General features: G+C 72.3%; 18 protein-coding genes and 1 other RNA gene. 7 read left to right on the top strand and 12 right to left on the bottom strand.

Translation table 11 applies throughout. From position 1 onward, the window contains the following. Window positions 1–37: 37 nt before the first annotated feature. On the bottom strand, window positions 38–730 hold the full coding sequence (locus KHP12_RS22515; RefSeq protein WP_244203103.1) for a TetR/AcrR family transcriptional regulator: 693 nt from the start codon (window positions 728–730) through the stop codon (window positions 38–40). A 99-nt stretch (window positions 731–829) separates the two neighbouring features. Between KHP12_RS22515 and KHP12_RS22520 the strand changes: the two genes are divergently transcribed. Beyond that, on the top strand, window positions 830–1,756 hold the full coding sequence (locus KHP12_RS22520; protein WP_086883937.1) for a zinc-binding dehydrogenase: 927 nt from the start codon (window positions 830–832) through the stop codon (window positions 1,754–1,756). On the opposite strand, the gene KHP12_RS22525 is transcribed toward KHP12_RS22520, so the two are convergent. After that, window positions 1,749–2,267: a GNAT family N-acetyltransferase gene (locus tag KHP12_RS22525; RefSeq protein WP_237514890.1), complete on the bottom strand. Its 519-nt coding sequence runs from the start codon at window positions 2,265–2,267 to the stop codon at window positions 1,749–1,751. The two genes, KHP12_RS22520 and KHP12_RS22525, sit on opposite strands and share 8 nt — an antisense overlap. Window positions 2,268–2,283: 16 nt before the next feature. Then, window positions 2,284–3,576, bottom strand: coding sequence for a helix-turn-helix domain-containing protein (locus KHP12_RS22530; RefSeq protein ID WP_086883936.1), 1,293 nt, complete (start codon window positions 3,574–3,576; stop codon window positions 2,284–2,286). Between the two features lie 256 nt (window positions 3,577–3,832). Between KHP12_RS22530 and tgmA the strand changes: the two genes are divergently transcribed. The 3 genes from tgmA to tgmC are packed head-to-tail and all read left to right on the top strand — an operon-like array spanning window position 3,833 to window position 6,679. Then, window positions 3,833–4,531 (top strand): putative ATP-grasp-modified RiPP, encoded by a 699-nt coding sequence (gene tgmA / locus KHP12_RS51230; RefSeq protein ID WP_241787800.1) that lies wholly within the window; start codon window positions 3,833–3,835, stop codon window positions 4,529–4,531. A 7-nt stretch (window positions 4,532–4,538) separates the two neighbouring features. Continuing rightward, a complete protein-coding gene (gene tgmB / locus KHP12_RS22540; RefSeq protein WP_037954777.1) occupies window positions 4,539–5,507 on the top strand; it encodes an ATP-grasp ribosomal peptide maturase in 969 nt (322 codons plus the stop codon). Next, window positions 5,504–6,679 carry an ATP-grasp peptide maturase system methyltransferase gene (gene tgmC, locus KHP12_RS22545; RefSeq protein ID WP_211833566.1) on the top strand — a complete coding sequence of 392 codons (1,176 nt, stop codon included), beginning with the start codon at window positions 5,504–5,506 and terminating at the stop codon, window positions 6,677–6,679. The genes tgmB and tgmC overlap by 4 nt, the downstream gene beginning before the upstream one ends. 88 nt (window positions 6,680–6,767) lie before the next feature. Here tgmC and ssrA read toward each other — a convergent pair. The 5 genes from ssrA to ftsE form a co-directional block, all read right to left on the bottom strand. Continuing rightward, window positions 6,768–7,137, bottom strand: a transfer-messenger RNA (tmRNA) gene (ssrA, locus tag KHP12_RS22550). A 133-nt stretch (window positions 7,138–7,270) separates the two neighbouring features. Further along, on the bottom strand, window positions 7,271–7,750 hold the full coding sequence (smpB, locus tag KHP12_RS22555; protein ID WP_079257863.1) for an SsrA-binding protein SmpB: 480 nt from the start codon (window positions 7,748–7,750) through the stop codon (window positions 7,271–7,273). Window positions 7,751–7,768: 18 nt separating this feature from the next. Beyond that, window positions 7,769–8,980, bottom strand: coding sequence for a S41 family peptidase (locus KHP12_RS22560; protein ID WP_086883934.1), 1,212 nt, complete (start codon window positions 8,978–8,980; stop codon window positions 7,769–7,771). A 68-nt stretch (window positions 8,981–9,048) separates the two neighbouring features. After that, on the bottom strand, window positions 9,049–9,960 hold the full coding sequence (ftsX, locus tag KHP12_RS22565; protein WP_086883933.1) for a permease-like cell division protein FtsX: 912 nt from the start codon (window positions 9,958–9,960) through the stop codon (window positions 9,049–9,051). Window positions 9,961–9,969: 9 nt separating this feature from the next. Next, entirely contained in the window at window positions 9,970–10,659 is a 690-nt protein-coding gene (gene ftsE / locus KHP12_RS22570; RefSeq protein ID WP_009717451.1) for a cell division ATP-binding protein FtsE, read from the bottom strand. Window positions 10,660–10,986: 327 nt separating this feature from the next. Here ftsE and KHP12_RS22575 point away from each other — a divergent pair, with 327 nt between their 5' ends. Then, a complete protein-coding gene (locus tag KHP12_RS22575; protein ID WP_020870883.1) occupies window positions 10,987–11,181 on the top strand; it encodes a hypothetical protein in 195 nt (64 codons plus the stop codon). Window positions 11,182–11,304: 123 nt separating this feature from the next. Here KHP12_RS22575 and KHP12_RS22580 read toward each other — a convergent pair whose 3' ends face one another. The 4 genes from KHP12_RS22580 to KHP12_RS22595 form a co-directional block, all read right to left on the bottom strand. Then, complete coding sequence (locus KHP12_RS22580; RefSeq protein WP_086883932.1) at window positions 11,305–11,976, bottom strand: hypothetical protein; 672 nt, start codon at window positions 11,974–11,976, stop codon at window positions 11,305–11,307. A 294-nt stretch (window positions 11,977–12,270) separates the two neighbouring features. After that, the gene (prfB, locus tag KHP12_RS22585) at window positions 12,271–13,383 is read right to left on the bottom strand and encodes a peptide chain release factor 2 (protein ID WP_037954772.1); all 1,113 of its coding nucleotides are present in this window, start codon (window positions 13,381–13,383) and stop codon (window positions 12,271–12,273) included. A 40-nt stretch (window positions 13,384–13,423) separates the two neighbouring features. Then, window positions 13,424–14,764 carry a serine/threonine-protein kinase gene (locus KHP12_RS22590; protein WP_086883931.1) on the bottom strand — a complete coding sequence of 447 codons (1,341 nt, stop codon included), beginning with the start codon at window positions 14,762–14,764 and terminating at the stop codon, window positions 13,424–13,426. Window positions 14,765–14,964: 200 nt separating this feature from the next. Next, complete coding sequence (locus KHP12_RS22595; RefSeq protein ID WP_086883930.1) at window positions 14,965–16,680, bottom strand: serine/threonine-protein kinase; 1,716 nt, start codon at window positions 16,678–16,680, stop codon at window positions 14,965–14,967. Between the two features lie 649 nt (window positions 16,681–17,329). Between KHP12_RS22595 and KHP12_RS22600 the strand changes: the two genes are divergently transcribed. Together KHP12_RS22600 and KHP12_RS22605 are read left to right on the top strand one after the other, a co-directional pair. Next, entirely contained in the window at window positions 17,330–21,988 is a 4,659-nt protein-coding gene (locus tag KHP12_RS22600; RefSeq protein ID WP_211833568.1) for an FtsK/SpoIIIE domain-containing protein, read from the top strand. Between the two features lie 299 nt (window positions 21,989–22,287). Beyond that, complete coding sequence (locus tag KHP12_RS22605; RefSeq protein WP_086884663.1) at window positions 22,288–23,646, top strand: ABC transporter substrate-binding protein; 1,359 nt, start codon at window positions 22,288–22,290, stop codon at window positions 23,644–23,646. The last annotated feature ends 19 nt before the right edge of the window (window positions 23,647–23,665 follow it).

Raw genomic sequence — 23,665 nt, forward strand, 5'->3', positions numbered from 1 at the left:
GTGCCGGACCGGCCACGGGCTGCCCAGGGCCCGAACATCAACCACCGTCCCCGCCGTCCCCGCCATCCGCGGCCGTCAGGGCGAGGCTCGCGGGGAGGGCGGCGACGGCCTCGCGGAGGCGGTCGGCCAGTTCCCCGGCGGTGGGCGGCTCGGTACGGCCCGCGCCAACCGCCGCGTCGGCCTCATCCGCCCGCGCCACCCAGCTCGCCAGCGCCCCGTGGAACGCGGCGATCAGCATGTCCACGGCCAGCCGCGGCCGCAGGTCGCCCGGCCCCCCGAGGCCGAACCTGCGGTGCAGGATCTGCAGCGCCTCCTGTGTGGTGGCCTCGCAGAACTGCAAACCGTGCGCGCCCATCGAGGGCGTCCGCTCGGCCAGCCGCCGGCTGAGCAGCAACCGGCGGGCCCAGCCCTCGTCGTCCATCCGCGCCAGCGCGGCCAGCAGCGCGTCCCGCCCCAGCTCCACCACCGGCAGCCCGTCCGGCTCCGCGGTCTCCAGCTCCTCCAGGAAGGCCCGCCACAGATCCTGGTCGGGGGCCATCGCGACATCTTCCTTGCTGGTGAAGGTGCGGAAGAAGGTGCGCTTGGAGACCTCCACCTCCTCGCACAGCTCATCCAGCGTCACCCCGCCGAAGCCGCGCCGGGTGAACAGCTCCAGCGCGGTGTCTATCAGCGTCTGACGGGTGCGCCGCTTCTTGCGTTCGCGCAGTGAGGAGTTGGGAGCGGCAGTCACGGCGAAAAGTGTAGCCGTCATCGACGATGCCACTTGCACGCGTTTGCCACTCAGTGGCATAACTGATGTCGCCATCATTCACCGGAAAGGCGAACCGCCATGCGCGCCCTGCTCGTTGACCACTCCTCCCCCTCCGGCCTCCGCATCGGCGAAGCCGCCGACCCCGAACCCGCCCCCCACCAGGCCCTGGTCCGGGTGACCGCCACGTCCCTCAACTACGGCGAGGTCTCCCACCGGACCGAGGCCCCCGACGGCACCGTGCTGGGCTGGGACGCCGCCGGAGTGGTCGAGCGCGCGGCCGCCGACGGCTCGGGACCGGCCGCCGGAACCCCCGTCGTCACCCTGGGCGCGGACGGCGGCTGGGCGGAGCTGCGCGCGGTGGACACCGGAACGCTCGGCCTCCCACCCGCCGGTGCCGACCCCGGCGCGATCAGCACCATCCCGGTCGCGGGCGGCAGCGCCCTGCGCGCACTGCGCCGGATCGGCGACACCCTCGGCCGGCGCATCCTGATCACGGGCGCCACCGGCGGGGTCGGCCGGTACGCCGTCCAGCTCGCCCGGCTCGGCGGCGCGTACGTCATCGCCACCACCGGCGATCCCGCCACCCACGGCGACGACCTACGGGCGCTCGGCGCGCATGAGGTGATCGCGAAGCCGGAGGAGGTCGGCGAGCCGGTGCACGGAGTCGTGGACATGGTCGGCGGACCACAGCTGGTGGCCGCGTACGACAAGCTCGCCGCGCACGGCACCCTGGTCTCCGTCGGCCATGTCACGGGCCAGCCCGAGACCTTCCCGTTCGGCGCCCTCTACGGCAACGAAGGCCGCCACAACCGCTCCATCGTCACCTTCTACCTCCTCGACCGCCCTGACATCGGCCCGGACCTGACCTGGCTCGGCGAGCGCCTCGCGGCGGGCGACCTGGACCCGCAGATCGCCTGGCGCGGCGGCTGGGACCGCGCGGACGAAGCCATCGCGACCCTCCTGGACCGCCGCCTCCACGGCAAGGCGGTCCTCGACATCAGCTGAGAACCATCACCGTCAGGACCGGCGCCTCCGGCGAGGACTGCGCGGTGCCCACCGCGCGGTATCCCCACGCCGTGTAGAGGGCCTGCACCTTCCCGTCCTCGTTCAGCGGGTTCACCATCAACGAGGCTTGCGTCTCGGCCCGCCCGGCCAGCAGGACGTCGTGCAGCCGGCGGGCGATCCCCCGCCCGCGCCACGGTCGGCGGACCATCATCTCCTTCACCGCGACGGTGGAAGCCCCCACCAGCTCCGGCCCGGGCGCCGGACGCGTACGCCGCCACCAGCGGTCGTCCGCTCCGGTGAGCCGGTTGGCGTAGAGATAGCCGACGGGCTCACCCGAGTCATACGCCACCACGGCCTCCCACCCCGGTTCGGCGGCATGCCGGTGCAGCCGCTCCCCGAATGTCTCCGGGGCGTAGTGCGGCAGGTGGAGCTTGTGCGCCCAGCACTCCTTGTAGATCCCGACCAGGTCATCCCACACGGACTCCACGTCCCCGATCCGGACGAGGCTCACGCTGCCTTCCACCGCGTCAGTCCGGCAGGGCCCCGGTGCGGGCCGCGAATTCCCGCACGCCCGGCACGCGCGCGGGCGTGTGCAACAGGTCCGCCGTCAGGGCCCGCAGCGCCGGCCGCCGCACTTCCTGCGGCGCCTCCTGCTCCACCCGGCGGAGCGCCGCGAAGGTCTGCGGCTGGTCGCCGAGGGCGTGCCACATGCGGGCTGTGTCCGTCCAGGCACGGGCACGGCGCTCCGCCGTCGGCATGGAGTCGATGTTCAGCCTTGCGGCGACCTTCACACCCTCGTCAGGCGTGCCGAGTGCGTTGAGCACGCCGATGCGATACACGTCCACCTGCGTCCGGCTGACGTCCACGGTGAACAGGCCCGGTACCGCCTGGCACCGCTCTGTCTCCTCCCGAGCCTCGTCCAGCAGGCCCAGGGCCGTGGCGCGGTCCCTGCTGCTGGCCGCTGTGTACGCGGCCGTCAACATCAGCGTCGTGCGCACAGCCCCGGTCGGGGACTGCCCGGCATCCAAATCGGCCGCCTCCCGGGTGAGCAGCCGCACCGCGGCCGGGCTACGCCCCGACCGCCGCATGGTGATCGCGAGCACCCGCGAGGACTCACCGATCGGAACCGGGTGGCCGCTGGCCCGGGCCGCGGTCAGCGCACGGTCGGCGGCCACCCAGGCCGCATCGTTGTGCTGTTTGAGCGCCAGTTCGGCAGCCAGCACGTATGCCCGCGCGAGCGCCATGCTCGCCCGCTCTCGCTCCCGCCCGCTCGACGCGTCCCGCGTCGCCGAGGCTGCGGCGAGCAGGCCCGGAAGCGCGCGGCCCAGAGCGGCATAGCGAGCGGCACAGAAATCCGATCGCGCGGCCGCCGTCTGCTGGACGAGGCAGGCCAGCGGAACCGGGGCAGCGGAGGGGAGCCGGAAGAGCGCGTCCTCAAGCCCGGCCGCCGGGTCGGCGGTGCCGGATGCGGCACCGGCTGGTGCGGCACCTACGACGGCCGTTGCCCCGGCCGCCAACGCACCGGTGAGCAGATTCCTACGACGCACCGCATCCTCCTCGCCCAATGGACGCTCCACCGTATCGACCGTGGGTGCGTCCGGCACAGGAGTCGCGGTGAGCCGGTCGAGTGGGACGTTCAAGAACGCTGCGAACCGCACCAGCGCGGCGTAGTCGAGCCGCATGCGGCCGGACTCGATCCGCGAGACGGCCGACGCGGAGTAGCCACACGCCTGCCCGACTTGCGCCTGAGTGAGGCGGGCGGCGCAGCGGGCGCCACGAAGGATCGACCCGATGTCAACTCTCGTTAAACCAACGTCCATAGGTACCTCCTACGGAACAACGGGAGACACGACACTAGGGATACCGGGAGCGGGTGGGGAGGGCGTATAGAAGCACGCCATGTGCGGGTTCGGCACACGGCGTGCGGAAGGCCGCTTCACGCTCCCGCACGAGGCGGTGGGCCGCGATGGTGATGACACGCCCGGCGGCAGACCCGGGCATTCCCAACGGCATGCGGCGAGCCCCGTTCCCCAAGGTCGCCACGCTGCCTGGCCCACTCACCAGAAGGCCGACGAGATGACCACGATGATGATCAGCAAGCCCTCACCGCTCACCCCCACCGGAACCGGCCATCCGGCCTACACCCAGTCGCTCCCCTGCACCGAGGAGTCCGTGCGCATCGCGCGGCTGTCCGTCGCCGCGACCCTGCGAGCCTGGGGACTGGAGGACCTGGTGGACGACGCCCGCTTGATCACCTCCGAGCTGGCCACCAACGCCATCCGGCACACCGCCCACCGCATCCCCGACCCCGAGCAGCGCGGCTGCTTCCGCCTCAAGGTCGAACGCCCCAGCGACAACCTCGTGCGCATTTCCACGTTCGACCGGTCCCGCGCCGTCCCGCGCGTCGTCCAGGCGAGCGAGACCGCTGAGTCCGGGCGCGGCATGACCGTGGTGGAAGCCGTCTCCTGCCGGTGGGGCATCGATTCCAAGCCGTGGGGCAAAGGAGTCTGGGCGGAGTGCGCCACCCCGGACCGGCCCGCCCCGGGCCGCCCGTGGGGCCTGCGCCGACTCGGCCCGTACCCCACGGCGGGGGAGATGCCGTTCATCACCGTCACCATCGACCCGGACACCCAGACCGGCGTGTTCCGCGACCGTGCCGGCCTGGTGGTCGAGATGGGCAGGCACGGCACCAGCTCCGCCACCTCGACATCGACCGTGACGAACCTGGACTCGCGCAACGACGCGGGCTCCGACCAGGACTCCCAGCAGGACTGACAGCCCGATGGCCGACACCAAACCGGTCCTGGTGGTCACGGAACCGCTCGACATCACCGCCGACATGGTGATCACTCGCCTCAACGAGCGCGGCATTCCCGTGATCCGCTGCAACCCCGCAGACCTCCCGACCGGGGAGCTGACAATCTCGGCGCGGTTCGGCGGGCGCCCGGCCACCGCCCCGGTGGCCGGGCGGCTCCGTACCCCGTCGAGGGCCGCCGACCTGGAACACGTACGGGCGGTGTACTGGCGCCGCCCCGTCTGGCCCGCTTTCGAGCACCTGGACGCGGACGACGCGCGCTATGCCGCCGCGCAGGTCCGCCACGGAATCGCGGGCGTCCTCCACGCCCTCGACGGCCCGCTATGGGTCAACCACCCCGTCCGCAACGCGGCGGCCGACCACAAACCCACCCAACTCGCCACAGCCGTACGCCTCGGCCTCACCGTGCCCGCGACGCTGGTGACCAACGACCCCGGCGAGGCCCGCAGGTTCATCGCCGCGCACGGGCGAGTGATCACCAAGACCCTGCGATGGACCCCGTACGAGCGAGACGGCATCGGCATGACGAGCTGGGCAGAGCCGGTCACCGCCGACGAGGTCGACGACAGCGTGTCCGTGGCACCGCACCTGTTCCAGGCCCGTGTGGACAAGGTGGCCGACCTTCGAGTGCTGGTCGTCGGGCGGCAGTCGTTCGCCGTCCGTATCGACTCCGGCCTGCTGGACTGGCGCAAGGACTACTCCGCCCTCTCGTACCGCGTGGTAGACCTGCCGGATCGGCTGGAAAAGGCGCTCCTCACCTGTCTCGACCACTTCGGCCTCCGCTCCGGGAGCTTTGACCTCGCCCTCGACCGCGACGGCGAACCCCACTGGCTCGAGCTGAACCCGAACGGCCAATGGGGGTGGCTGGAGGAGAGGACCGGCCTGCCGATGGCCGCCGCCTTCGCCGACCTACTTCAAGGAGACACCTCCCGATGACCCCCGACACCGCACCGGAGCGGCGCGCCCTCGCCGACCGGCTCCAGGAGGCAGAAGTCCTCGCCCATCCGAAGTGGCGCGCGGCGGTCGAGGCCGTACCCCGTGAGCTGTTCCTCCGGCCCGGCGTGTTCCTGCCCGCCGACGATGGGCACTGGCGGCCCGCCACCGCACTCGGCACCGACCCGAAGGAATGGTCCGAGATCGCCTACCGCGACGAGTCCCTGGTGACACAACTGGACGGGCACCTCACCGCCGACCAGGCCACCGAACCCGTTCCCGGCGTGCCCACGTCGTCGTCCACCACGCCCGTCACCGTCGTCGGCATGATCGAGGCCCTGGACATCGAGGACGGTGACACCGCGCTGGAGATCGGCACCGGTACCGGCTACTCCACCGCCCTGATGTGCCACCGGCTCGGAGAGGACAACGTCACCACGATCGAAGTGGACCCGGGTGTGGCCACCCGTGCGGATGCCGCCCTGGAGGCCGCCGGATACTCCACATGGACCGTGACCGGCGACGGGCTATTCGGCCACCCCCGCCGCGCCCCCTACGACCGCGTCATCGCCACGTGTGCGGTACGCCGCATCCCCCACACCTGGGTACGCCAGACCAGGCCGGGCGGCACCATCCTCACCACCCTCGCGCCCGGCTCCTGGGCATACGGCACCGGCCTCGCCAAGGTCACCGTGAACGACGACGGCACGGCCGAGGGGCGGATCATCGGGGAGTCGTCGTTCATGCAGGCCCGTTCCCAGGCCGTCGAACCACTCGCCGGGGACCTCTCGGCCCGCACCTCCTACGCCGACAGCGAGCGCAAGGCGAAGGTGCCACTGACGCTGCTGGAGGAGTGGATGCCCGCCTTCCTCGCCCAGCTCGCCGCGCCCGGCGCCCAGCTCGTACGCGCCACCGGCGGCGATGGTGCCTCACAACGCTACGTGTTCGACGCCGACCGCGAATCCTTCGCCGCGTTCACCGAGAACTGCTCCGGCTGGACCGTCCGGCAAGGCGGTCCGGTGGCGCTGTGGGACGACATCGAGCGGACGCTCCTCGCCTGGCAGGACGCCGAACGTCCCGACATCAGCACCGTGCGGCTCCGCGTCACCCCCCGCTCGCATACGTACTGGATCGGCGACCGGCCCGCACTGCGCTGGGAACACCGGCTCGGCTGAGCACCGATGAGCGCCGCGACACGGCCGAGCGCCGGAACGCGGCGAAGGGCCCCGCCGTGGTGGCGGGGCCCTTCGTCGTAGATGGGATGAGTGGAGATGGCGGGAATCGAACCCGCGTCCAACGGTGCGGAATCAGGGCTTCTCCGAGCGCAGTCCGCTGTGATTTTCTCGGCCCCGGAGATCACGCGGACAAGTCTCCGACGGGCTCAGTCACTGTTTGATTTCCCACTACACCCCGTGACCGGGTCTAGTGGTTTAGTTCCCTAGTCGATGCCAGGATCCGGGTCGGGAACAGCCCCGGGCTGACACTTCGCAAGTCGCTACTTAGGCAGCGAGGGCGAAGGAATCGCGCTTGGTGTTGGCGATTATTGGTTGCGACATATGGTTAACGAGATCATTGCCGCTTCCTCGGCTCGCTTCCCCTGCTTCGACAGCCGCTGTCGAAACCGATCATCCCCATGTTGCCCACTATTGAATTAGGTACTGCTCAAAGGTGGTGCCACGCCCTGGAGGGGCGCAGGGCCATCATAGGTGAACAACGCGCGACAAGGCCACATCATTCCCGCCGACCGTGGTACGCCTTCCGGCTGGTCAGGCGCGCTGGCGGCGGCGGGCCGCCGAGATCGCCCGCTCGGCCTCGCGGCGGTCCTGCTTCTCGCGGAGGGTCTGGCGCTTGTCGTACTCCTTCTTGCCCTTGGCCAGCGCGACCTCGACCTTGGCCCGGCCGTCCTTGAAGTACAGGGCCAGCGGCACCAGGGTGTGGCCCGTCTCCTGGGTCTTGCCGATCAGCTTGTCGATCTCCGCCCGGTGCAGCAGCAGCTTGCGCCGGCGGCGTGCCGAGTGGTTGGTCCAGGTGCCCTGGCTGTACTCGGGGATGTGCACGTTGTGCAGCCACGCCTCGCCGCCGTCGAGCTGGGCGAAGCCGTCCGCGAGCGAGGCCCGCCCCTGGCGCAGCGACTTCACCTCGGTCCCGGTCAGCACCAGACCGCACTCGTAGGTGTCCAGGATGTGATAGTCGTGCCGCGCCTTCTTGTTCTGCGCGATCAGCTTGCGACCCGTCTCTTTAGCCATGGTCAGGCCATTCTCGCACTAGGACCCGCCCCCGAGGCCACTCAATACCGTGCGCGCCCGCGCCTCCGCGGACGGGCCGTCGTCGCCACTGACCGTGAGGTCCGGGTCGATGCCCTCGCCGTCGACGTTACGCCCGGCGGGGGTCCGGTAGTGGCCGACGGTGAGCTCGGCGACCGAGCCGTCGGGGAGTTCGCTGGGCATCTGGACCGAGCCCTTGCCGAAGGTCCGGGAGCCCACGACCACGGCGCGGCCGCGGTCCTGGAGGGCGCCGGTGAGCAGCTCGGCGGCGCTCATGGTGCCGCCGTCGACCAGCACCACCAGCGGGGTGTCGGTGTCACCGCCCGATCGCGCGTCGAGGACTCGCTGGTCACCGCGGACGTCATAGGTGGCGACCAGGCCACCGTCGAGGAAGGAGGAGGCGGCGGTGACGGCCTCGGAGACCAGCCCGCCGGAGTTGCCCCGCAGATCGAGCAGTATGCCGTCGCCCCGGGGGATGGAGCGCACCGCGCGCCGGATGCGCTCTCCGGTGCCCTTGGTGAACGAGTCGACCTTGATCCGGACGGTGCCGGGTCTGTGGTCGTCGTAGCCGCTGAGCCGGTCGACGGTCACCGGGTCCGTGGTCAGCCGGGCCCGGCGGAGCTCCTGCGTCCATTCGTGGCCGTCGCGCCGCAGCCCGAGCTCCACCCGGGTGCCCGGGGAGCCGTCGGCGGGGCCGCGCAGCAGGGCCACGACCTCGGTGACGGGCCGCCCGGTCACGGTCTTGTGGTCGACCGTGCGCAGTCGGTCACCGGCCCGGATCCCGGCCTTCTGGGCAGGGCTGCCGGGCTCCACGCGCTCCACCGCGATCCGCCCCTGGACGTCCCGGCGGGCGGAGATCCCGACGCCGACGTAAGCGCCGTCGAGGGTCTGGCGGTAGCCCTCGTACTCACGGGCGCTGTAGACCGCGCCCCACCGGTCTCCGCTGCGGCTCACCACCTCGCGAGCGGCCTTGGAACCGGACTTCCCGTCCTCCTGGGCCGCGGCCGCGGCCGCCTTGACCTGGTCGCTCTCGACCGCGCCGACGTAGGCGCGGGCCGGTATCCGGGCGGCTTGGGGGTCCCGGCGCGATCCGGGCTCGGCGCCCCAGGAACCGACGGCCGCCCCGGTGGCGAGCACGCTGGCGAAGACCAATGTCAGGGCGGCCCCGCGGCGAATGCGGCGGGGATGGACGAACAAACACGGGCCCGACATGCCGGTGAGTGTAGGGCACCAACAGGCGCCGTACCGGGGGTTGTCCGGTACGGCGCCCTAGGCGAATGTCACACCTTGAGGTACTTGCGGAGCGCGACGAACGCCGCGAGAGCGGGCATGAGCAGGCCAATCGCGAGCACCAGCGGCAGCTTCGCCAGCACCGCGTCCCAGCCGATGAAGTTGATCACATCGATCTTGTCCACCAGCCAGTTGTTGACCAGGAAGTACTGCCCGCTCACCAGCAGTACACAGGCGAAACCGGCGCCCAGCAGCCCCGCGATGGCGGCCTCCATGATGAACGGCATCTGGATATAGAAGCTGGACGCGCCGACCAATCGCATGATGCCGGTCTCCCGGCGGCGGCTGAACGCCGACACCCGCACCGTGTTGACGATCAGCATCAGCGCGACGATCAGCATCAGCGTCATCACGCCGAGCGCCGCGAAGTTCATGCCGTTGAGCAGGTTGAACAGATCGCCGACCAGCTTCTTCTGATCCTGGACCTCCTGCACCCCGGGGCGGGCGGCGAAGGCCGTGGAGATGACGTCGAAGCGTTCGGGGTCCTTCAGCTTGATGCGGAAGGACTCCTGCATCTGGTCCGGGGTCAGCGAGGCGGCCAGCGGCGAGTCGCCGAACTGCTCCTTGTAGTGCTTGTACGCCTCCTCACTGGTCTCGAACTGCACCGACTCGACGATGTTCATCCGCTTGAGCTCGGACGCGATCTCCTGCTTCTGCGCCTCGGTGACCGCACCCTTGGTGCAGTTGGCCGCGGTCTCCTTGTCGTTCTTGTTGCAGAGGAAGATCGAGACGTTGACCTTGTCGTACCAGTAGCCCTTCATCGTGCTCACCTGCTCGCGCATGAGCAGGGACCCGCCGAACAGGGCGAGCGAGAGGGCCACGGAGACGATGACCGCGAAGGTCATCGTGAGATTGCGGCGGAGACCGACGCCGATCTCCGACAGGACGAACTGGGCGCGCATGGCGTCCTTTCAGTGCTGGTAGCCGTAAACGCCGCGGGACTGGTCGCGGACGAGGCGGCCCTTCTCAAGTTCGATCACGCGCTTGCGCATCTGGTCCACGATCTGCTGGTCGTGCGTGGCCATGACGACCGTGGTGCCGGTCCGGTTGATCCGGTCCAGCAGCTTCATGATGCCGACGGAGGTCTGGGGGTCCAGGTTTCCCGTCGGCTCGTCGGCGATCAGCAGCATCGGACGGTTGACGAACGCGCGGGCGATGGCCACCCGCTGCTGTTCACCACCGGAGAGCTCACCGGGCATACGGTCGTCTTTACCGCCCAGACCCACGAGGTCGAGCACCTCGGGAACGGTTTTCCGAATGGCGCCGCGCGGCTTGCCGATCACCTCGAGCGCGAAGGCGACATTCTCGCCGACCGTCTTGTTGGGGAGCAGCCGGAAATCCTGGAAGACGGTCCCCAACTGGCGGCGCATCTGCGGCACCTTCCAGTTGGACAGCCGCGCGAGATCCTTCCCCAGCACATGGACCGCGCCATGGCTGGCGCGCTCCTCGCGGAGCAACAGCCGGAGGAAAGTGGATTTTCCCGACCCCGAGGAGCCCACCAGGAAGACGAACTCGCCCTTCTCGATCTCGAGCGAGACATCCCGAAGTGCGGGACGGGTCTGCTTGGGGTAAGTCTTGGATACGTTGTCGAATCGGATCACTGATGCACCACGGTCGACCTGGGTAGCGGTACGGGCTGCCGGAGCGGCTCCCGTCGGTGAGCGTGACCATACGCGAAGCGCGCATGGGCGCGCAGTCCGCCGTCCGGCGTGGGTGGGTTTCTTCACTGCACTATTGGGGTCAAACGGTTGACAAACCGCCTGTCGGCGCGGCTGAAACGGCCACGAAACCGGTACGGATGCGGCACGGAATCGTGCGGGGCGCGCCGAACCGCACGGAAGCTGGCACAGTGGAAGGGGAACCAACCCATTTCCCTGAGCGTTGGCCCCGTGTCTACTGCGGCACCGCCGCGCGGGAGGAGAAAGCGCATGACGTACGACAGGCTCGTCTGCGCCAACTGCGCGAGCCCCGTCAGTGAGGGCCGCTGCCCGGTCTGCCGGGCCAGTAGGGAGCGCCTCCAGCAGGAGGGCATGTTCGGCGGGCTGACCCCGGCCGCGCTGATAGCGCTGCTGGTGGCGCTCATCGCGGTGGCCGTGCTCGCGCATGAGATGGCGACGGCGTAGCGGAGCGTTACGAGGCGATACGCCGGATAGGGCGCCCCTGAACGCAACCGGGGCCCGATAAACGCACAAGGGGCCCGGAGCGCCGCAGCGCTCCGGGCCCCTTACCGTGCGTGAGGCGCGCGATCAGGCCACGTTGTTGCGGTTCACCAGACGCGGCACAAAGCGGAAGCCAATACCGCCGGCGATCATCGTCGCGGCGCCGACCAGCAGGAACGTGGTCTCGGAGGCACCGGTCTCGGCCAGCTGCTCCTTGGCCTTGCCCTGCTCCACCGGCTTGGAGCCGACATTGTCGGTGCCGGTGTTGTCGTCGCAGTTGGTGCTGTCGAGGTCCACCGTGCAGGTGCTGTCGTCGCCACCGCCACCGCCGGTGCCACCCTGGCCGGGCGTGCTCGGCTGAGCGGTCGGGCCGTCGGTGGGCTCGCCGCTCGGCGGCTGAGTCGGCTCGCCGGTCGGCGGCTTGGTGGGCTCACCGGTCGGCGGCTTGGTGGGCTCGTTCGTCGGCGGCTTGGTCGGGTCACCCGTCGGCGGCTGAGTCGGCGGGGTCGGCTCGGTCGTCCCGGTCGGAATCCCGGTCGGATCGTCGGTCGGCGTCGGGCCATCGGTCGGGTCGTCCTTGCCGATGCCGACGCCGACGTCCAGACCCTTCTCGTCCGCGTTCGCGGAAACGTTCACGCCACCGATACCGACATCAACACCAACGGCCGATGCGGCGCCGGCGGCGGTGAGCGACGCACCGGCGGCGATCACCGCACCGGCAGCTATTCGCGCCACGCGCAGCCGCGTCTTCTTCGTCATCTGCCTGCTACCCCCAGTAGCTGTACTCGTCAATGGAGCAGCTATGCACGGGGCAGCGGCTCGGGGTGTCTCCGTGTCCGCGGGCCCCTATCCCTCCGAGGCGGTCCGCCGGCCCCCGTGCAACACGCGCCCCAGTCATACGCATGCCGCGCGTCAGCCTTCCCAGTTTTCAAACCACCGTCAAGGCCATTGCACGCGAGATGTCCGCTATGGAAGTGCTTGCCGGATGCATGGGTACAGGACTGTGACCAAAAACGCGGTGGGCGCGGCCCGTTGGGGGGCCGAGCGGGAAGGTTACTTCCCCTGCTCCTGCTGCTTGCGCCAGCGGATCCCGGCCTCCAGGAAACCGTCCAGCTCACCGTCGAGCACGGCCTGCGGATTGCCGACCTCGAATTCGGTGCGCAGGTCCTTGACCATCTGGTACGGGTGCAGGACGTACGAACGCATCTGGTTGCCCCAGGAATTGCCGCCGTCGCCCTTGAGCGCGTCCATCTTGGCCTGCTCCTCCTGGCGGCGCCGCTCGAGCAGCTTGGCCTGGAGGACGTTCATCGCGGTGGCCTTGTTCTGGATCTGCGAGCGCTCGTTCTGACACGAGACGACGATGCCGGTGGGGATGTGGGTCAACCGCACCGCGGAGTCGGTGGTGTTGACGCCCTGGCCGCCGGGGCCCGAGGAGCGGTAGACATCCACGCGCAGCTCGGACTCGTCGATCTCGATGTGGTCGGTCTGCTCGACGACCGGCAGCACCTCGACGCCCGCGAAGGAGGTCTGGCGGCGGCCCTGGTTGTCGAACGGCGAGATCCGCACCAGGCGATGGGTGCCCTGCTCGACCGAGAGCGTCCCGTAGGCGTACGGGATCTGCACGGCGAAGGTGGTCGACTTGATGCCGGCCTCCTCCGCGTACGACGTCTCATAGACCTCGGTCTTGTAGCCGTGGCGCTCGGCCCAGCGCAGATACATCCGCTGGAGCTGCTCGGCGAAGTCGGCGGCGTCCACCCCGCCCGCCTCGGCGCGGATGTTCACGACCGCCTCACGGGAGTCGTACTCGCCGGACAGGAGGGTGCGCACCTCCATCTCGTCGACGGCCTTGCGCACGGCCTCCAGCTCGGCCTCGGCCTCGGCGCGCGCGTCCTCGTCGCCCTCGTCGGAGGCCAGCTCGAACAGCACCTCGAGGTCGTCGATCCGGCCGCGCAGCTCCTCGGCCCGGCGCAGCTGCCCCTGGAGATAGGAGAGCTTGCTGGTGACCTTCTGCGCGTTCTCCGGGTCGTCCCACAGGGACGGGGCCGCCGCCTGCTCCTCGAGCACGGCGATGTCGGCCCTCATCTTGTCGAGGTCCAGGACGGCCTCGATCGACCCCATGGTCGAGGAGAGGGACTTCAGCTCTTCGGATACATCGACGACTGCCACGGGACCAGCGTAACCGCTACGGAAGACTGACCGACCCCCGTCATGGCGTACCGGGGTCCTGGGAGGCGGAGTGCTCGCCGCCCTTGGGCGGATCGCCGCCGTCGTCGCCGCTCGCCGCCAGCCATCCGCCGAGCCCCACCGCGATCAGCGCGGCCAGGGTGACCGCGGCCACCTTCAGCCGGCGGCGGCGCAGCGCGCCCGCGACCGCGGGGTTGCGGGCCGAGCCCGCCCGGCGCTGGCCGTGTACCCGGGGGGCGCGCGCGGTGCCGTGGGCGCCGCCCGCGAGCTCGTCCGCGCTGGGCACCCGCATGCTGGTGTGGGTCTCGCGGCTGGAGTCCGGCACGGCGCCCGGGACCAGCGGCACCGCGCCGCGCCGCCGCGGGGGCGTATGCGGCGCGGGCCCGGAGGCGGGGACGGAGACGCCGCGGTGCGGAGTCTCGGCCTCCGCGCCCTCCCGCTCGCCGCCCTCCTGCTGCTCATCGGGCTCGTCGATGTCCAGCGGCGGATATCCGGCCAGACCGGGCAGCAGCTCGCGCAGCCGGGCGGCCAGCTCGGAGGCGCGCAGCCGGGAGGCGGGCGCCTTGGCCAGGCACTGGAGGAGCAGCTGCCACAGCTCGTCGGGGATCCCGGGCAGCGGCGCCACGGTCTCGGTCACATGGCGGCGCAGGATCGCGCCCGGGTGGCCGCCGCCGAAGGGCGTGAAGCCGGCCAGCATCTCGTACAGGACCGTCGCCAGGGCGTAGACATCCACGCTGGCCCGGGGCGGCAGCCCCTCGACGATCTCGGGGGCGAGATAGTCCGGGGTCCCGATCACGCTGCGCGGGTTCGGCGAGCGGCCCTGGGAGGACGTCCGGTCGCGGGCGGGCTGGGCGCGGATCGGGGTCGGCTCGTCGACCAGCCGGGCGATACCGAAGTCGGTGAGCAGGGCGGGGTGCGCACCGCCGGGGCCGAGCGGGCCCTGCATGTCCAGCAGCACGTTCTCCGGCTTGACGTCGCGGTGGACGACCCCGGCGGCGTGCGCGGCGGCCAGCGCGTCGGCGACGTCCACCGCGATCGCCACGGCGGCCTCGGGAGCGAGGCGGCGCTCGCGGTCCAGGCGGGTGCGCAGATCCGTACCGCGGATCAGGTCCATGACCAGCGCGAGGTCATTGCCGTCGACCACCAGGTCGCGCACCCCGACCACCCGGGGGTGGTCGAGGCCGAGCAGTGCGGTGCGCTCCTGGACGAAGCGCTCCACGAGCTCCTGGTCGGAGGAGAGGTCCTCACGCAGGAGCTTGATGGCGACGGGTCCCTCGGGCCCGTCACCCAGCCACACCGCGCCGGCGCTGCCGCGCCCCAGGAGCTGATGCGCGGTGTACCGACTGCCGATCTTCCGTGACAAGACTGCTCCGAATCCTCCGACAAGGGCGGCACGTTGGCGACAAAGCTACGCGGCTACTGGCGCGTTGGGTGCACCAGACAACGCCAACTGTCACTTCTGCGGCGGAAAACACCCTTCGGATGTCGACAAATCACCGGAGTGGGAGGTGCGGAGGCGGAGTTATGGGGACGGATCAGCTTCTGGAGCCCCGAGGGGGCGGATCAGCTGCTGGGGCCGCCGAGGTCCTCGATCCACTGGCCGATGTCCTTGGCCCAGCCCGAGACCGCGTCCCAGTAGCCCTTGCCGTCGGCGATCCAGTCCTTGAGCGGGCTCAGCTCCCAGACCAGCCAGGAGCCGATGATCAGGACCACGATCACGAACAGACAGCCCTTGAGGCACCCCAGGCCGGGGATCTTCATCCGGTTGGGGTTGGAGCCCCGCTGCCGGGGCTCGTGGCGCGGCTCCGGCTGCTGCGGCGGCGGGGCGTAGCGCTGCGGCTGGGGCTGCTGCGGGTGGTGCGGCGCCGGGGCGTACTGCTGCGGCTGCTGGTACTGCTGCGGCTGCTGGCGGCCCCGCCGGCGCTGGGGCGGCTGCTGGGGCTGCTGGTACTGCTGGGGCTGCTGGTACTGCTGTTGCTGGTACTGCTGCTGCGGCGCGGCGCGGTGGGGGCGGCGGCGCAGCGGGTCCTCGCTCGGGTCGAGGTACTGGACCTGGGTCTGCTCATTGCGGTCGCGGGCCGCGCGCAGCTGGTTCTGCCAGGGGTGCGGATCGTCCTGGCCGGGCCCACCGGGCGGTACGGGCGGCATGGCGCGCGTCGGATCGGCGCCCCCGGCCGGTCCTGAGCCGCTGGGCAGCACCTGGGTGGGGTCGGCGTTGGCCCCGGCGTTCGCACCTGTGGTGGGCATCACATTGGTGGCTGCGGCGGGGTCGTACGAGGGGGTGCCGCCCGGGGCGGTCGTGGGGAGCGCCTGGGTCGGGTCGGCCGAGCCCGCGGGCGCGGTGTCCGGGACCGGCGCGGGCGCCGGGTCCGGGGCGAGCAGCGCGGCCACGCCGAGTGCCGCCTCGGCCTGCGCGGCCGAGGCGTGCACCCCGACACCGGCGGCGACCACGCGCAGCGCCTGGGCCAGGTTCTCGGCGCTGGGGCGCTCCTCGGGCCGCTTGCGCAGACAGCGCTCTATGACGGTCCACAGCGGCTCGGGCACGGTCGAGGGGCGGCGCGGCTCCTCGCTGAGGTGGCGGTGGAGCACCTCGAGGGCGGTGTTGCCGGCGAACGGCGGACGGCCGGTGACCAGCTCGTACAGCATGATGCCCGCGCCGTAGATGTCCACCGCGGAGGTCTGCGGACGGCCCTCGGCGGACTCCGGCGCCACATAGGCGGGGGTGCCGACGAACTCCTGGGTGCGGGTGAGGCCGGGCGAGTCGGCGAGGCGCGCGATGCCGAAGTCGGTCAGCATCGGGTGCATCTCCTGGCCCTCGCCGGTGCCCGCGAGCAGCACGTTGGCGGGCTTCAGATCGCGGTGCACCACACCGTCGGCGTGGCTGGCGGCGAGCGCGTCGGCGATCTGAGCGGTGAGCAGGGACGCGGCCACAGGGGTGAACGGGCCGTTGCTGCGCAGGTACTTGTGCAGGTCCGGGCCGTCGATCAGATCCATGACCAGGGCCAGCAGATCGCCCTCGACCACCAGGTCGCGGGTGCGGACGATGTTGGGGTGGGTGAGCCTGAGCAGCACCGAGCGCTCGCGGAGAAAGCGCATGACGATGTCCGCGTCGTTCGCGAGCTCCTCCTTGAGGACCTTGATCGCGACGGTCTCGCCGGGCTGCCCGGCCACGGCCGCTTCGGCCCCCGCCGTCTCCCGCTGGCTGGCTCGCCAGACGGTGCCCGTGGCTCCGCGCCCGAGCGGCTCCTCGAGCAGGTATTTGCTGCCTACCGGCCGCACGTCATGCGCTCCCTGATCGTGGTCTTACATCGGCGTACTGCGTTGGTCTGCTGGGTGATCTGCTGTGTGGGTCTGCTGTGGTGCTCGACTTGTTGTACTCGTCTTGTACTCGTCCGCCCCACTGTAATGGCGACGCACGGTGAGCCCTATCCGATCACCACACGAGGGTCCGGAACGGGTCCGGCGCAGGTGTCCGGGAAGGGTGTCCGGAACGGGGTCCGGCACAGGTGTCCGGCGCGGGGGAAGACGTGTGATCCGGACGGATGGTTGCCAACGGTGGCCCGGATCGCTCGTTGACCGCTCAATCGCCGCTCAAACGGGCGCGACGGGGCGCGGAGGGGCGCGACCGGGCGGCTTCCATCACCGTAAGGACGGCTCAAGGGCGGCCCAAGGGCGGCCGTTCCGGTCGCAATCAGCCAGTTTCGGCCGACTAGCCGACCAATCAAGATCATGTAGCGCCGGGCGGCGGGCGAAGTGTCGGTGGCAGGTGCGAGGATGCAGGCAGCACGGAAGCGCCGAGCGGCGGGAGGCTCACGCTCCGTGACCCGTACGACCCCGTACGGACCTGTACGTGCCGAAGGGCCTGGGGGCGGTGGTGGGGGTCGGCACCCCTGCCCGGCCCCCTGGACAGAAGGGACCGTTGACGGCGATGCAGATTCGGCTGACCGTCCTCGGGCCGCGCAGCGCCCACCCGGGCCGTTCCGGCCACCATCCTGCGCCCGCGTCCGGGCCGCACGCCCTCGTGGGCGCGGTGGACGTCCTGGTCACCGCCCCCGCCGGCACGGCACTCGCCGCGGTGGCCGGCGGGCTGGCCGACGCGGTCGCCGCGGCCGGTTACGAGGCGGGGGGCGCCGGCGGCGGGAGCGGCGGCCCGGTGGTGCTGTACGCGGGGGGCGAGCGGCTGGACCCGCAGCGCTGTGCGCTCGGCGAGCCGCCGCTGGTGGACGGCGCGGTGCTCTCCCTGCACGGCCCGGCCGACCCCGACTCCGACCACTACCCCGGCTACCCCGGCCTGCCCGAGACCGCCGTCGCCGACGCCACGGTCCACCTGGACGTGGTCGCGGGGCCCGACGCGGGCGGCGTCCATCTGCTGCACGGCGGCCAGGTCCGCATCGGCCGCTCCGCCGACGCGGATGTCCCCCTGGACGACCCCGACGTCTCCCGGCTGCACTGCGCGGTCACGGTCGCCGAGGACGGCCGGGTGACCATCGCCGACCTGGGCTCGACCAACGGCACCGCCGCCGACGGCGTCCCCGTGGGCACCCAGCCGGTGCCCCTGGAGCCGGGGGCGCTGCTGCGGATCGGCGAGTCCGCCCTGCGGCTGCGCGTCCCCTCCACGGCATCGGCGATGCCCTCGGCCCCCACCCGCCTCCCCGTCCATGCGGACGGCGAGGGCCATCTCCGCGTCACCCCCGCCGGTGACCACCCCACCCACACCAAGGCCCCTTGGCCCGGCGCCCCCCAACCGGCCGCCCCCACCCACACCGCCCAGGGCCCCTGGACCCCTCCCACCCGCCACCCCGGCACGGGCTGGACGAGGGTGGGCCAAGCGGGTGACGAGTCTCACGCAGCCCACGAGAGGGCTGGCGCCCATGGGAGCCACGACGGGTGGGCCGGTGAGGGAGCGGGCACCGGGCCACGCGGCAGTACGGGCACCGGGCCGCGCGGCGACGCGGGCACCGGCACCCCGGGCGGGGCGAGTTCCTACGCCCACCGGAACGACGACGGCTGGGGCCCAAGTGAGGGCGCGACCCCCGGGCCGCGCGGCAGTACGGGCACCGGGCCGCGCGGCGACGCGGCCGGACGCGGCCGGGGCCCGCAGGGCCGCCCCTCGACCCCCGGCGACCAGCCGTACGACGACCCGTCCACGGCCCGCACCCGACGCAGTGAGCGCGCCCCCGGGGCCGGAGCCGCCGGACAGGGCCCGGCGGGGCGGCCCGCGCGAGCCGACCAGGGCCGCCCCGGCTCGGGCGGCAGCGCCCATCCGGACCACGGCCCACGGCCGACCGACGGCCGCCACCCGGACGCGGCCCAGGGCCACCGGCCCACCTCCCGTGGAGCCGCAGGCGCCCCGGCGGGTCCCGGTGGCGCCCCTTACGACAGCGCGGCCGCAGGCCGCAGCGGGCCGGACGAGGCCGAGGCGGGGTACGGCGACGCCCCGCACGGCGGTCGGCGGTACAGCCGAGGACGCGGCGACACGGACGGACGCGGCCAGGGCCCGCAGCGGGCCCGGTCCACCGGCAATCAGCCCGCCGACGCGAACCCCGGCCGCTCGCCGTACGGCGGCGCGGCCGCAGGCCGCAGCCGGTATCGCGAAGGCGACGCCGACTCCGGGCGGCAGCCCGGTCCGGGCGCGGAGTACGGCGACGCCCGGCGCGGCGGTCAGTCGCACGGCAGAGGACGCGGCCAGGAGGGCCCGCAGGGGCCCTCCGCCGGCGGGGGCGACGGCGCGGCGCCGTACGACGGCCGGTCCGCCGCTCCCGGACAGCGCACCCCCTACCCCGGCGGCCAGCCGGGCGCCGGGCCGCGCAGCGGGCCCGGCTCGGCCGCCCCCGGCCGCGCGGGGTACGGCGAGGCCCCCGCCAACAGTGACCGACATGGCAGGCGGCCACAGGCCGAGAGCGCTGGGTACGGCGGGGCCGGACAGCAGACGCCCCACCCCGGGGCCCAGCAGGGCGCCGGGCCGCGCAGCGGGCCCGGCTCGGCCGCCCCCGGCCGCGCGGGGTATGGCGGGGCCCGCGCCAACAGTGACCGGCGTGGCGGTGCGGCGCCCGGCGGCCCCGGGCAGCCGGGCGCCAGGGAGCGTACGCATGGTGCGGGATATGCGCTGGACGCGCCGGGGGCGCAGGCTCGGCGGCGGGGGATAGGGGCTTGGGTGCGGCAGTTGGCCGGGGGGAAGGCGGCCGAGCGGGGTGGGGCGCGGGAGGACCGGGGCGCGGCGGCGCGGGCGGCCGCGGAGGCGGAGGCGTTGCAGCGGCGGTGGCCGGATCCGGCCACCATGCTGATGACGGCGCTGGGGCCGGGCTCGCGCCTGTGGGAGCGCGCCCCCGGGCATCCGGACATGCTCACCGTACGGCTCGGCTCGGCCGACCAGCTGACGGTCGGCGGCGGGCTGCTGCCCGCCGCGCCCGTGACCGTCGATCTGCGGCAGTGCGGTTCGCTGGGGCTCGCGGGCCCGCGCACGCGGGTGGCGGGGCTCGCCCGGTCCGTCGTGGCGCAGCTGGCGGCCCTGCACTCACCGGCCGCGTTGGAGATCGTGCTGATCAGCGGCGAGGAGCGGCTCGCGGAGTGGTCGTGGCTCGGCTGGCTGCCGCACGTCCAGCCGTTGCGCGGGCAGGACTGCCGGCTGCTGCTCGCGTACGACGCGGAGCAGGCCGCGGCCCGTACGGAGGAGCTGACCCGGCGGCTGGAGGACGGTCCGCTGGGCCCCGGCTGGGCGAGCGCCTCCCAGGCCGCCGCGCAGTCCGTGGCCGCACGCCACTTCGGGCCGTACACCGTGGTGGTCGTGGACGGCGCCCCCGGTCCGGGCGCGCTGCACGACACCCTCGCCCGGCTGGCGGTGAGCGGTTCCGCGGCCGGAATCCATCTGCTCTCTCTGGCCGAGGCGCCCGCCGCGTCGCCCACCTCCCCGCTGCCCATGAGCTATGAGGCCGCGCGTTCCGCGTCCGCCGCGTTCGCGGCGTGCGGAGTGGCGGCCGTGCTGAGCGGTGACGTGGCCACGGGTCTCCAGATCGTCCACGGGGACGGGACGGCGCCCGGCACCAGCGGGGTCAACGGGATCACCGGCGCGACCGGCGCCACCACGACCGTGACCGTGGACGCGGTGTCGGCGGCGTGGGCCGAGCGGTTCGCGCGGGCGCTCGCGCCCCTGCGCCCGGCCGCCTCCGCGCAGGACGGCGCGTTCGGCGGCTCCGACGGCCCGCCGACCGTCCCGCTGCCGGACTCGGCGCGGCTGCTGGACGAGTTGGGGCTCGCGCGGGCCACGCCCGCTTCCCTGCTGGCCCGTTGGGCGGCCGCGGCGGACGAGGTCCCGGCGGGCGGCCGGGCGCTGGCGGTGCTCGGCGCCGGTCCGCGCGGCCCGCTCGCGGTCGATCTGGCCGCCGAGGAGGGTCCGCACGCACTGATCGACGGCGCGGCGGGCACCGGTAAGACGGAGCTGCTGCGCTCGTTCGCCGCCTCGCTCGCGGCCGCCGAACGGCCGGACCGGCTCGAGCTCATCCTGGTCGACGGCGCCGGGTCGGGGGCCGGAGCCGGAGCGGGCGAGGGGCTGCGGGTGTGCACGGATCTGCCGCATGTCTCGACGCATCTGTCGGCCACCGACCCGGTACGGATGCGGGAGTTCGCGCAGGCGCTCAGCTCGGAGCTCAAGCGCCGCGCCGAACTGCTGGGCCGGCAGGACTTCACGGATTGGCACGCCCGGCCCCACCACCCCGGCGACGACGAGGGCTACGGCGACGGCGGCGACCACGCCACCGGCTCGGGCAGCACTTCGGGCGGCACCATGGGCGCCAACCCGGGCCCGTCCGGCCCTGGCACGCCCCGCGTCGTCGCGCCTCGCCCGCCCGGCGACATCGACCCGCCCCCGAGCGACACCCTCCATACGCTCAATCTGCGCGCCCAGCGCACGCGCACCGCGAGCGCGGCGTCCGCCCGTCCTCGTTCCCTCCTCCCCCGTCTCGTCGTGCTCGTCGACGACTTCGACGCGCTGGTGGCCCCGGCCCTCGGCAGCCCCGGCCGTCCGGCGTCCGGTTCGGTCGTCCGCGCGCTGGAGGCGATCGCCCGTGACGGCGCCCGGCTCGGGGTGCATCTGGTCGTGGCGTCCGGCCGGCCGGACCGTACGGCGGACACGGCGGCCGTCGAGCGGGCCGCCCTGCGGATCGCCCTGGACGCGCGCCCGCTCAACCCCGCGCCCTCGGCGACCCCCGCGCATCCAACCGGCTCTCCCCACCCCGGCGAGCCCGAAAGGCCCGATACATCCCCCGCCACATCGACACGCTCGGTCACATCCACCCCCGCCGCCGCAGCCGCTCCGGGCAGCGACCCGGCGCCGGGCCGTGGGCGGCTGTTCCGTCCGGATGACGCCGCGGGAACGCCGTTCCAGGCGGGCCGGGTGACCGGACGGATACCGCGCACCGCGACCCAGCGGCCCACCGTCGTGCCGCTGGAGTGGCGGCGGATGGGCGATCCGCCCGCCCGCCGACCGCTGCGCGAGCTCGGGAACGGCCCCACCGACCTGGCACTTCTCGCCAGTGCGCTCCAGCGCGCCGCGCAGTCGGCGGACGCGCCCACCGCACCCGCGCTGATCTGACCGGCCGACCGGCCCCGCCCATCACCGCCCGCACCCTGCCCGATAACTGTCCGATTCCCGCCCGTTTCTCGCCCGTTCTCGACCGTTCCCCGCACCCCCGGCCCACTTCCCGATCCATTCCGGCCATCCGCCCGTCTGTCCCGCCTGCCCCGTTTCACGGCCGACCCTTCATCACGGCCCGGTCACGATCCGTGAGTGAACGCCGGACGCAGTATTGCCACGTTCGGTGACCGGGCGTAGGACTACTCAGCACGGGACACGGCCGCGCGGGGGCGGCCGGCATCGGAGGGAACACGGGGATGCACGTATCGCTTCCTGCGAAGCGTTCGACACGAGCCGCGGTGGCCCTGCTGGCGGCGGGAGCACTCATGCTCACCGCCGCGGGCTGCGGCGGCGACGACGGAGACACGGTCAGCGGCGGCCCGCCGCCCAACACCGTGAAACTGCCGCATCTGAAGGGGCAGAAACTCCAGGTCACGGCGGTCTGGACGGGCACCGAGCAGGAGAACTTCACCAAGGTGCTCAAGGAGTTCGAGAAGCGCACCGGCGCCAAGGTCTCCTTCGTACCGAGCGGTGACGACATGGCGGGCTTCGTCGGCTCGAAGATCGCGGGTGGCGCCCCGCCGGATGTCGCGATGGTCGGACAGGTCGGCGTCATGCGCGAGTTCGCCCAGAAGGGCTGGGCCAAACCGCTCGACGCCGCCGCCAAGGCCGAGTTGGCCAAGAACTTCGCCAAGGGGTGGCAGGACCTCGGCTCGTACCAGGGCAAGCCCTACGGGGTGTATTTCAAGACCAGCAACAAATCCCTGCTCTGGTACAACACCTCCGCGTTCGACTACGCGGGCGCCAAGGTGCCCAAGACCTGGCAGGAATTCCTGGAGCAGGCCCAGCTGATCTCCGACTCCGGCACCGACGCGGTCGCGATCGGCGGCCAGGACGGCTGGACGCTCACCGACTGGTTCGAGAACGTCTATCTCTCCCAGGCGGGCCCGGAGAAGTACGACCAGCTCGCCCAGCACAAGATCAAGTGGACCGATCCCTCGGTGAAGAAGGCGCTCGAGACGCTCGCCCAGCTCTGGGGCACCAAGGGCCTGGTCGCGGGCGGCCGGAGCGGCGCGCTCCAGACCGCGTTCCCGGACTCCGTCACCAAGGCGTTCGGCAACAAGGCCGAGCCGGACGCGGGCATGGTCTTCGAGGCCGACTTCGTCGCCGCCAACGTCGCCGACGCGGGCGCGGAGCTGGACCAGGACGCGAAGGTGTTCCCGTTCCCGGCGGTGGGCGCGGACGCGCCGGTGGTGACCGGCGGCGACGTCGGCGTGGCGCTGAAGAACAGCAAGGCGGCGCAGGCGCTGCTCACCTTCCTCGCCTCACCGGACGCCGGGACCATCTGGGCCCAGTCCGGCGGGTTCATCTCGGCGAACAAGAACGTCAAGTTCAGCGCCTATCCCAATGCCTCCATGCGCAAGATCGCACAGGCGCTGATCGCGGCGGGCAATGACTTCCGGTTCGACATGTCCGACCAGGCTCCCGCCTCCTTCGGTGGCAAGCCGGCGCAGGGCGAGTGGAAAGCGCTCCAGGACTTTCTCAAGAACCCGAGGAATGTCGAAGGCATCCAGCGCCAGCTGGAGCGGGATGCCGCCAAGGCGTACAAGAACTGACGACTCGACCGGGAGAACC

Origin of the sequence: Streptomyces asiaticus (assembly GCF_018138715.1) — a bacterium.
GTDB classification, from domain to species: domain Bacteria; phylum Actinomycetota; class Actinomycetes; order Streptomycetales; family Streptomycetaceae; genus Streptomyces; species Streptomyces asiaticus.

Excerpts from the sequence above, each read along its gene's own strand:
- KHP12_RS22520 (WP_086883937.1), top strand. The coding sequence starts at position 830 with ATGCGCGCCCTGCTCGTTGACCACTCCTCCCCCTCCGGCCTCCGCATC.
- KHP12_RS22530 (WP_086883936.1), bottom strand. The coding sequence starts at position 3,576 with ATGGACGTTGGTTTAACGAGAGTTGACATCGGGTCGATCCTTCGTGGC.
- tgmA (WP_241787800.1), top strand. The coding sequence starts at position 3,833 with ATGACCACGATGATGATCAGCAAGCCCTCACCGCTCACCCCCACCGGA.
- tgmB (WP_037954777.1), top strand. The coding sequence starts at position 4,539 with ATGGCCGACACCAAACCGGTCCTGGTGGTCACGGAACCGCTCGACATC.
- tgmC (WP_211833566.1), top strand. The coding sequence starts at position 5,504 with ATGACCCCCGACACCGCACCGGAGCGGCGCGCCCTCGCCGACCGGCTC.
- smpB (WP_079257863.1), bottom strand. The coding sequence starts at position 7,750 with ATGGCTAAAGAGACGGGTCGCAAGCTGATCGCGCAGAACAAGAAGGCG.
- KHP12_RS22560 (WP_086883934.1), bottom strand. The coding sequence starts at position 8,980 with ATGTCGGGCCCGTGTTTGTTCGTCCATCCCCGCCGCATTCGCCGCGGG.
- ftsX (WP_086883933.1), bottom strand. The coding sequence starts at position 9,960 with ATGCGCGCCCAGTTCGTCCTGTCGGAGATCGGCGTCGGTCTCCGCCGC.
- KHP12_RS22575 (WP_020870883.1), top strand. The coding sequence starts at position 10,987 with ATGACGTACGACAGGCTCGTCTGCGCCAACTGCGCGAGCCCCGTCAGT.
- KHP12_RS22580 (WP_086883932.1), bottom strand. The coding sequence starts at position 11,976 with ATGACGAAGAAGACGCGGCTGCGCGTGGCGCGAATAGCTGCCGGTGCG.
- KHP12_RS22600 (WP_211833568.1), top strand. The coding sequence starts at position 17,330 with ATGCAGATTCGGCTGACCGTCCTCGGGCCGCGCAGCGCCCACCCGGGC.
- KHP12_RS22605 (WP_086884663.1), top strand. The coding sequence starts at position 22,288 with ATGCACGTATCGCTTCCTGCGAAGCGTTCGACACGAGCCGCGGTGGCC.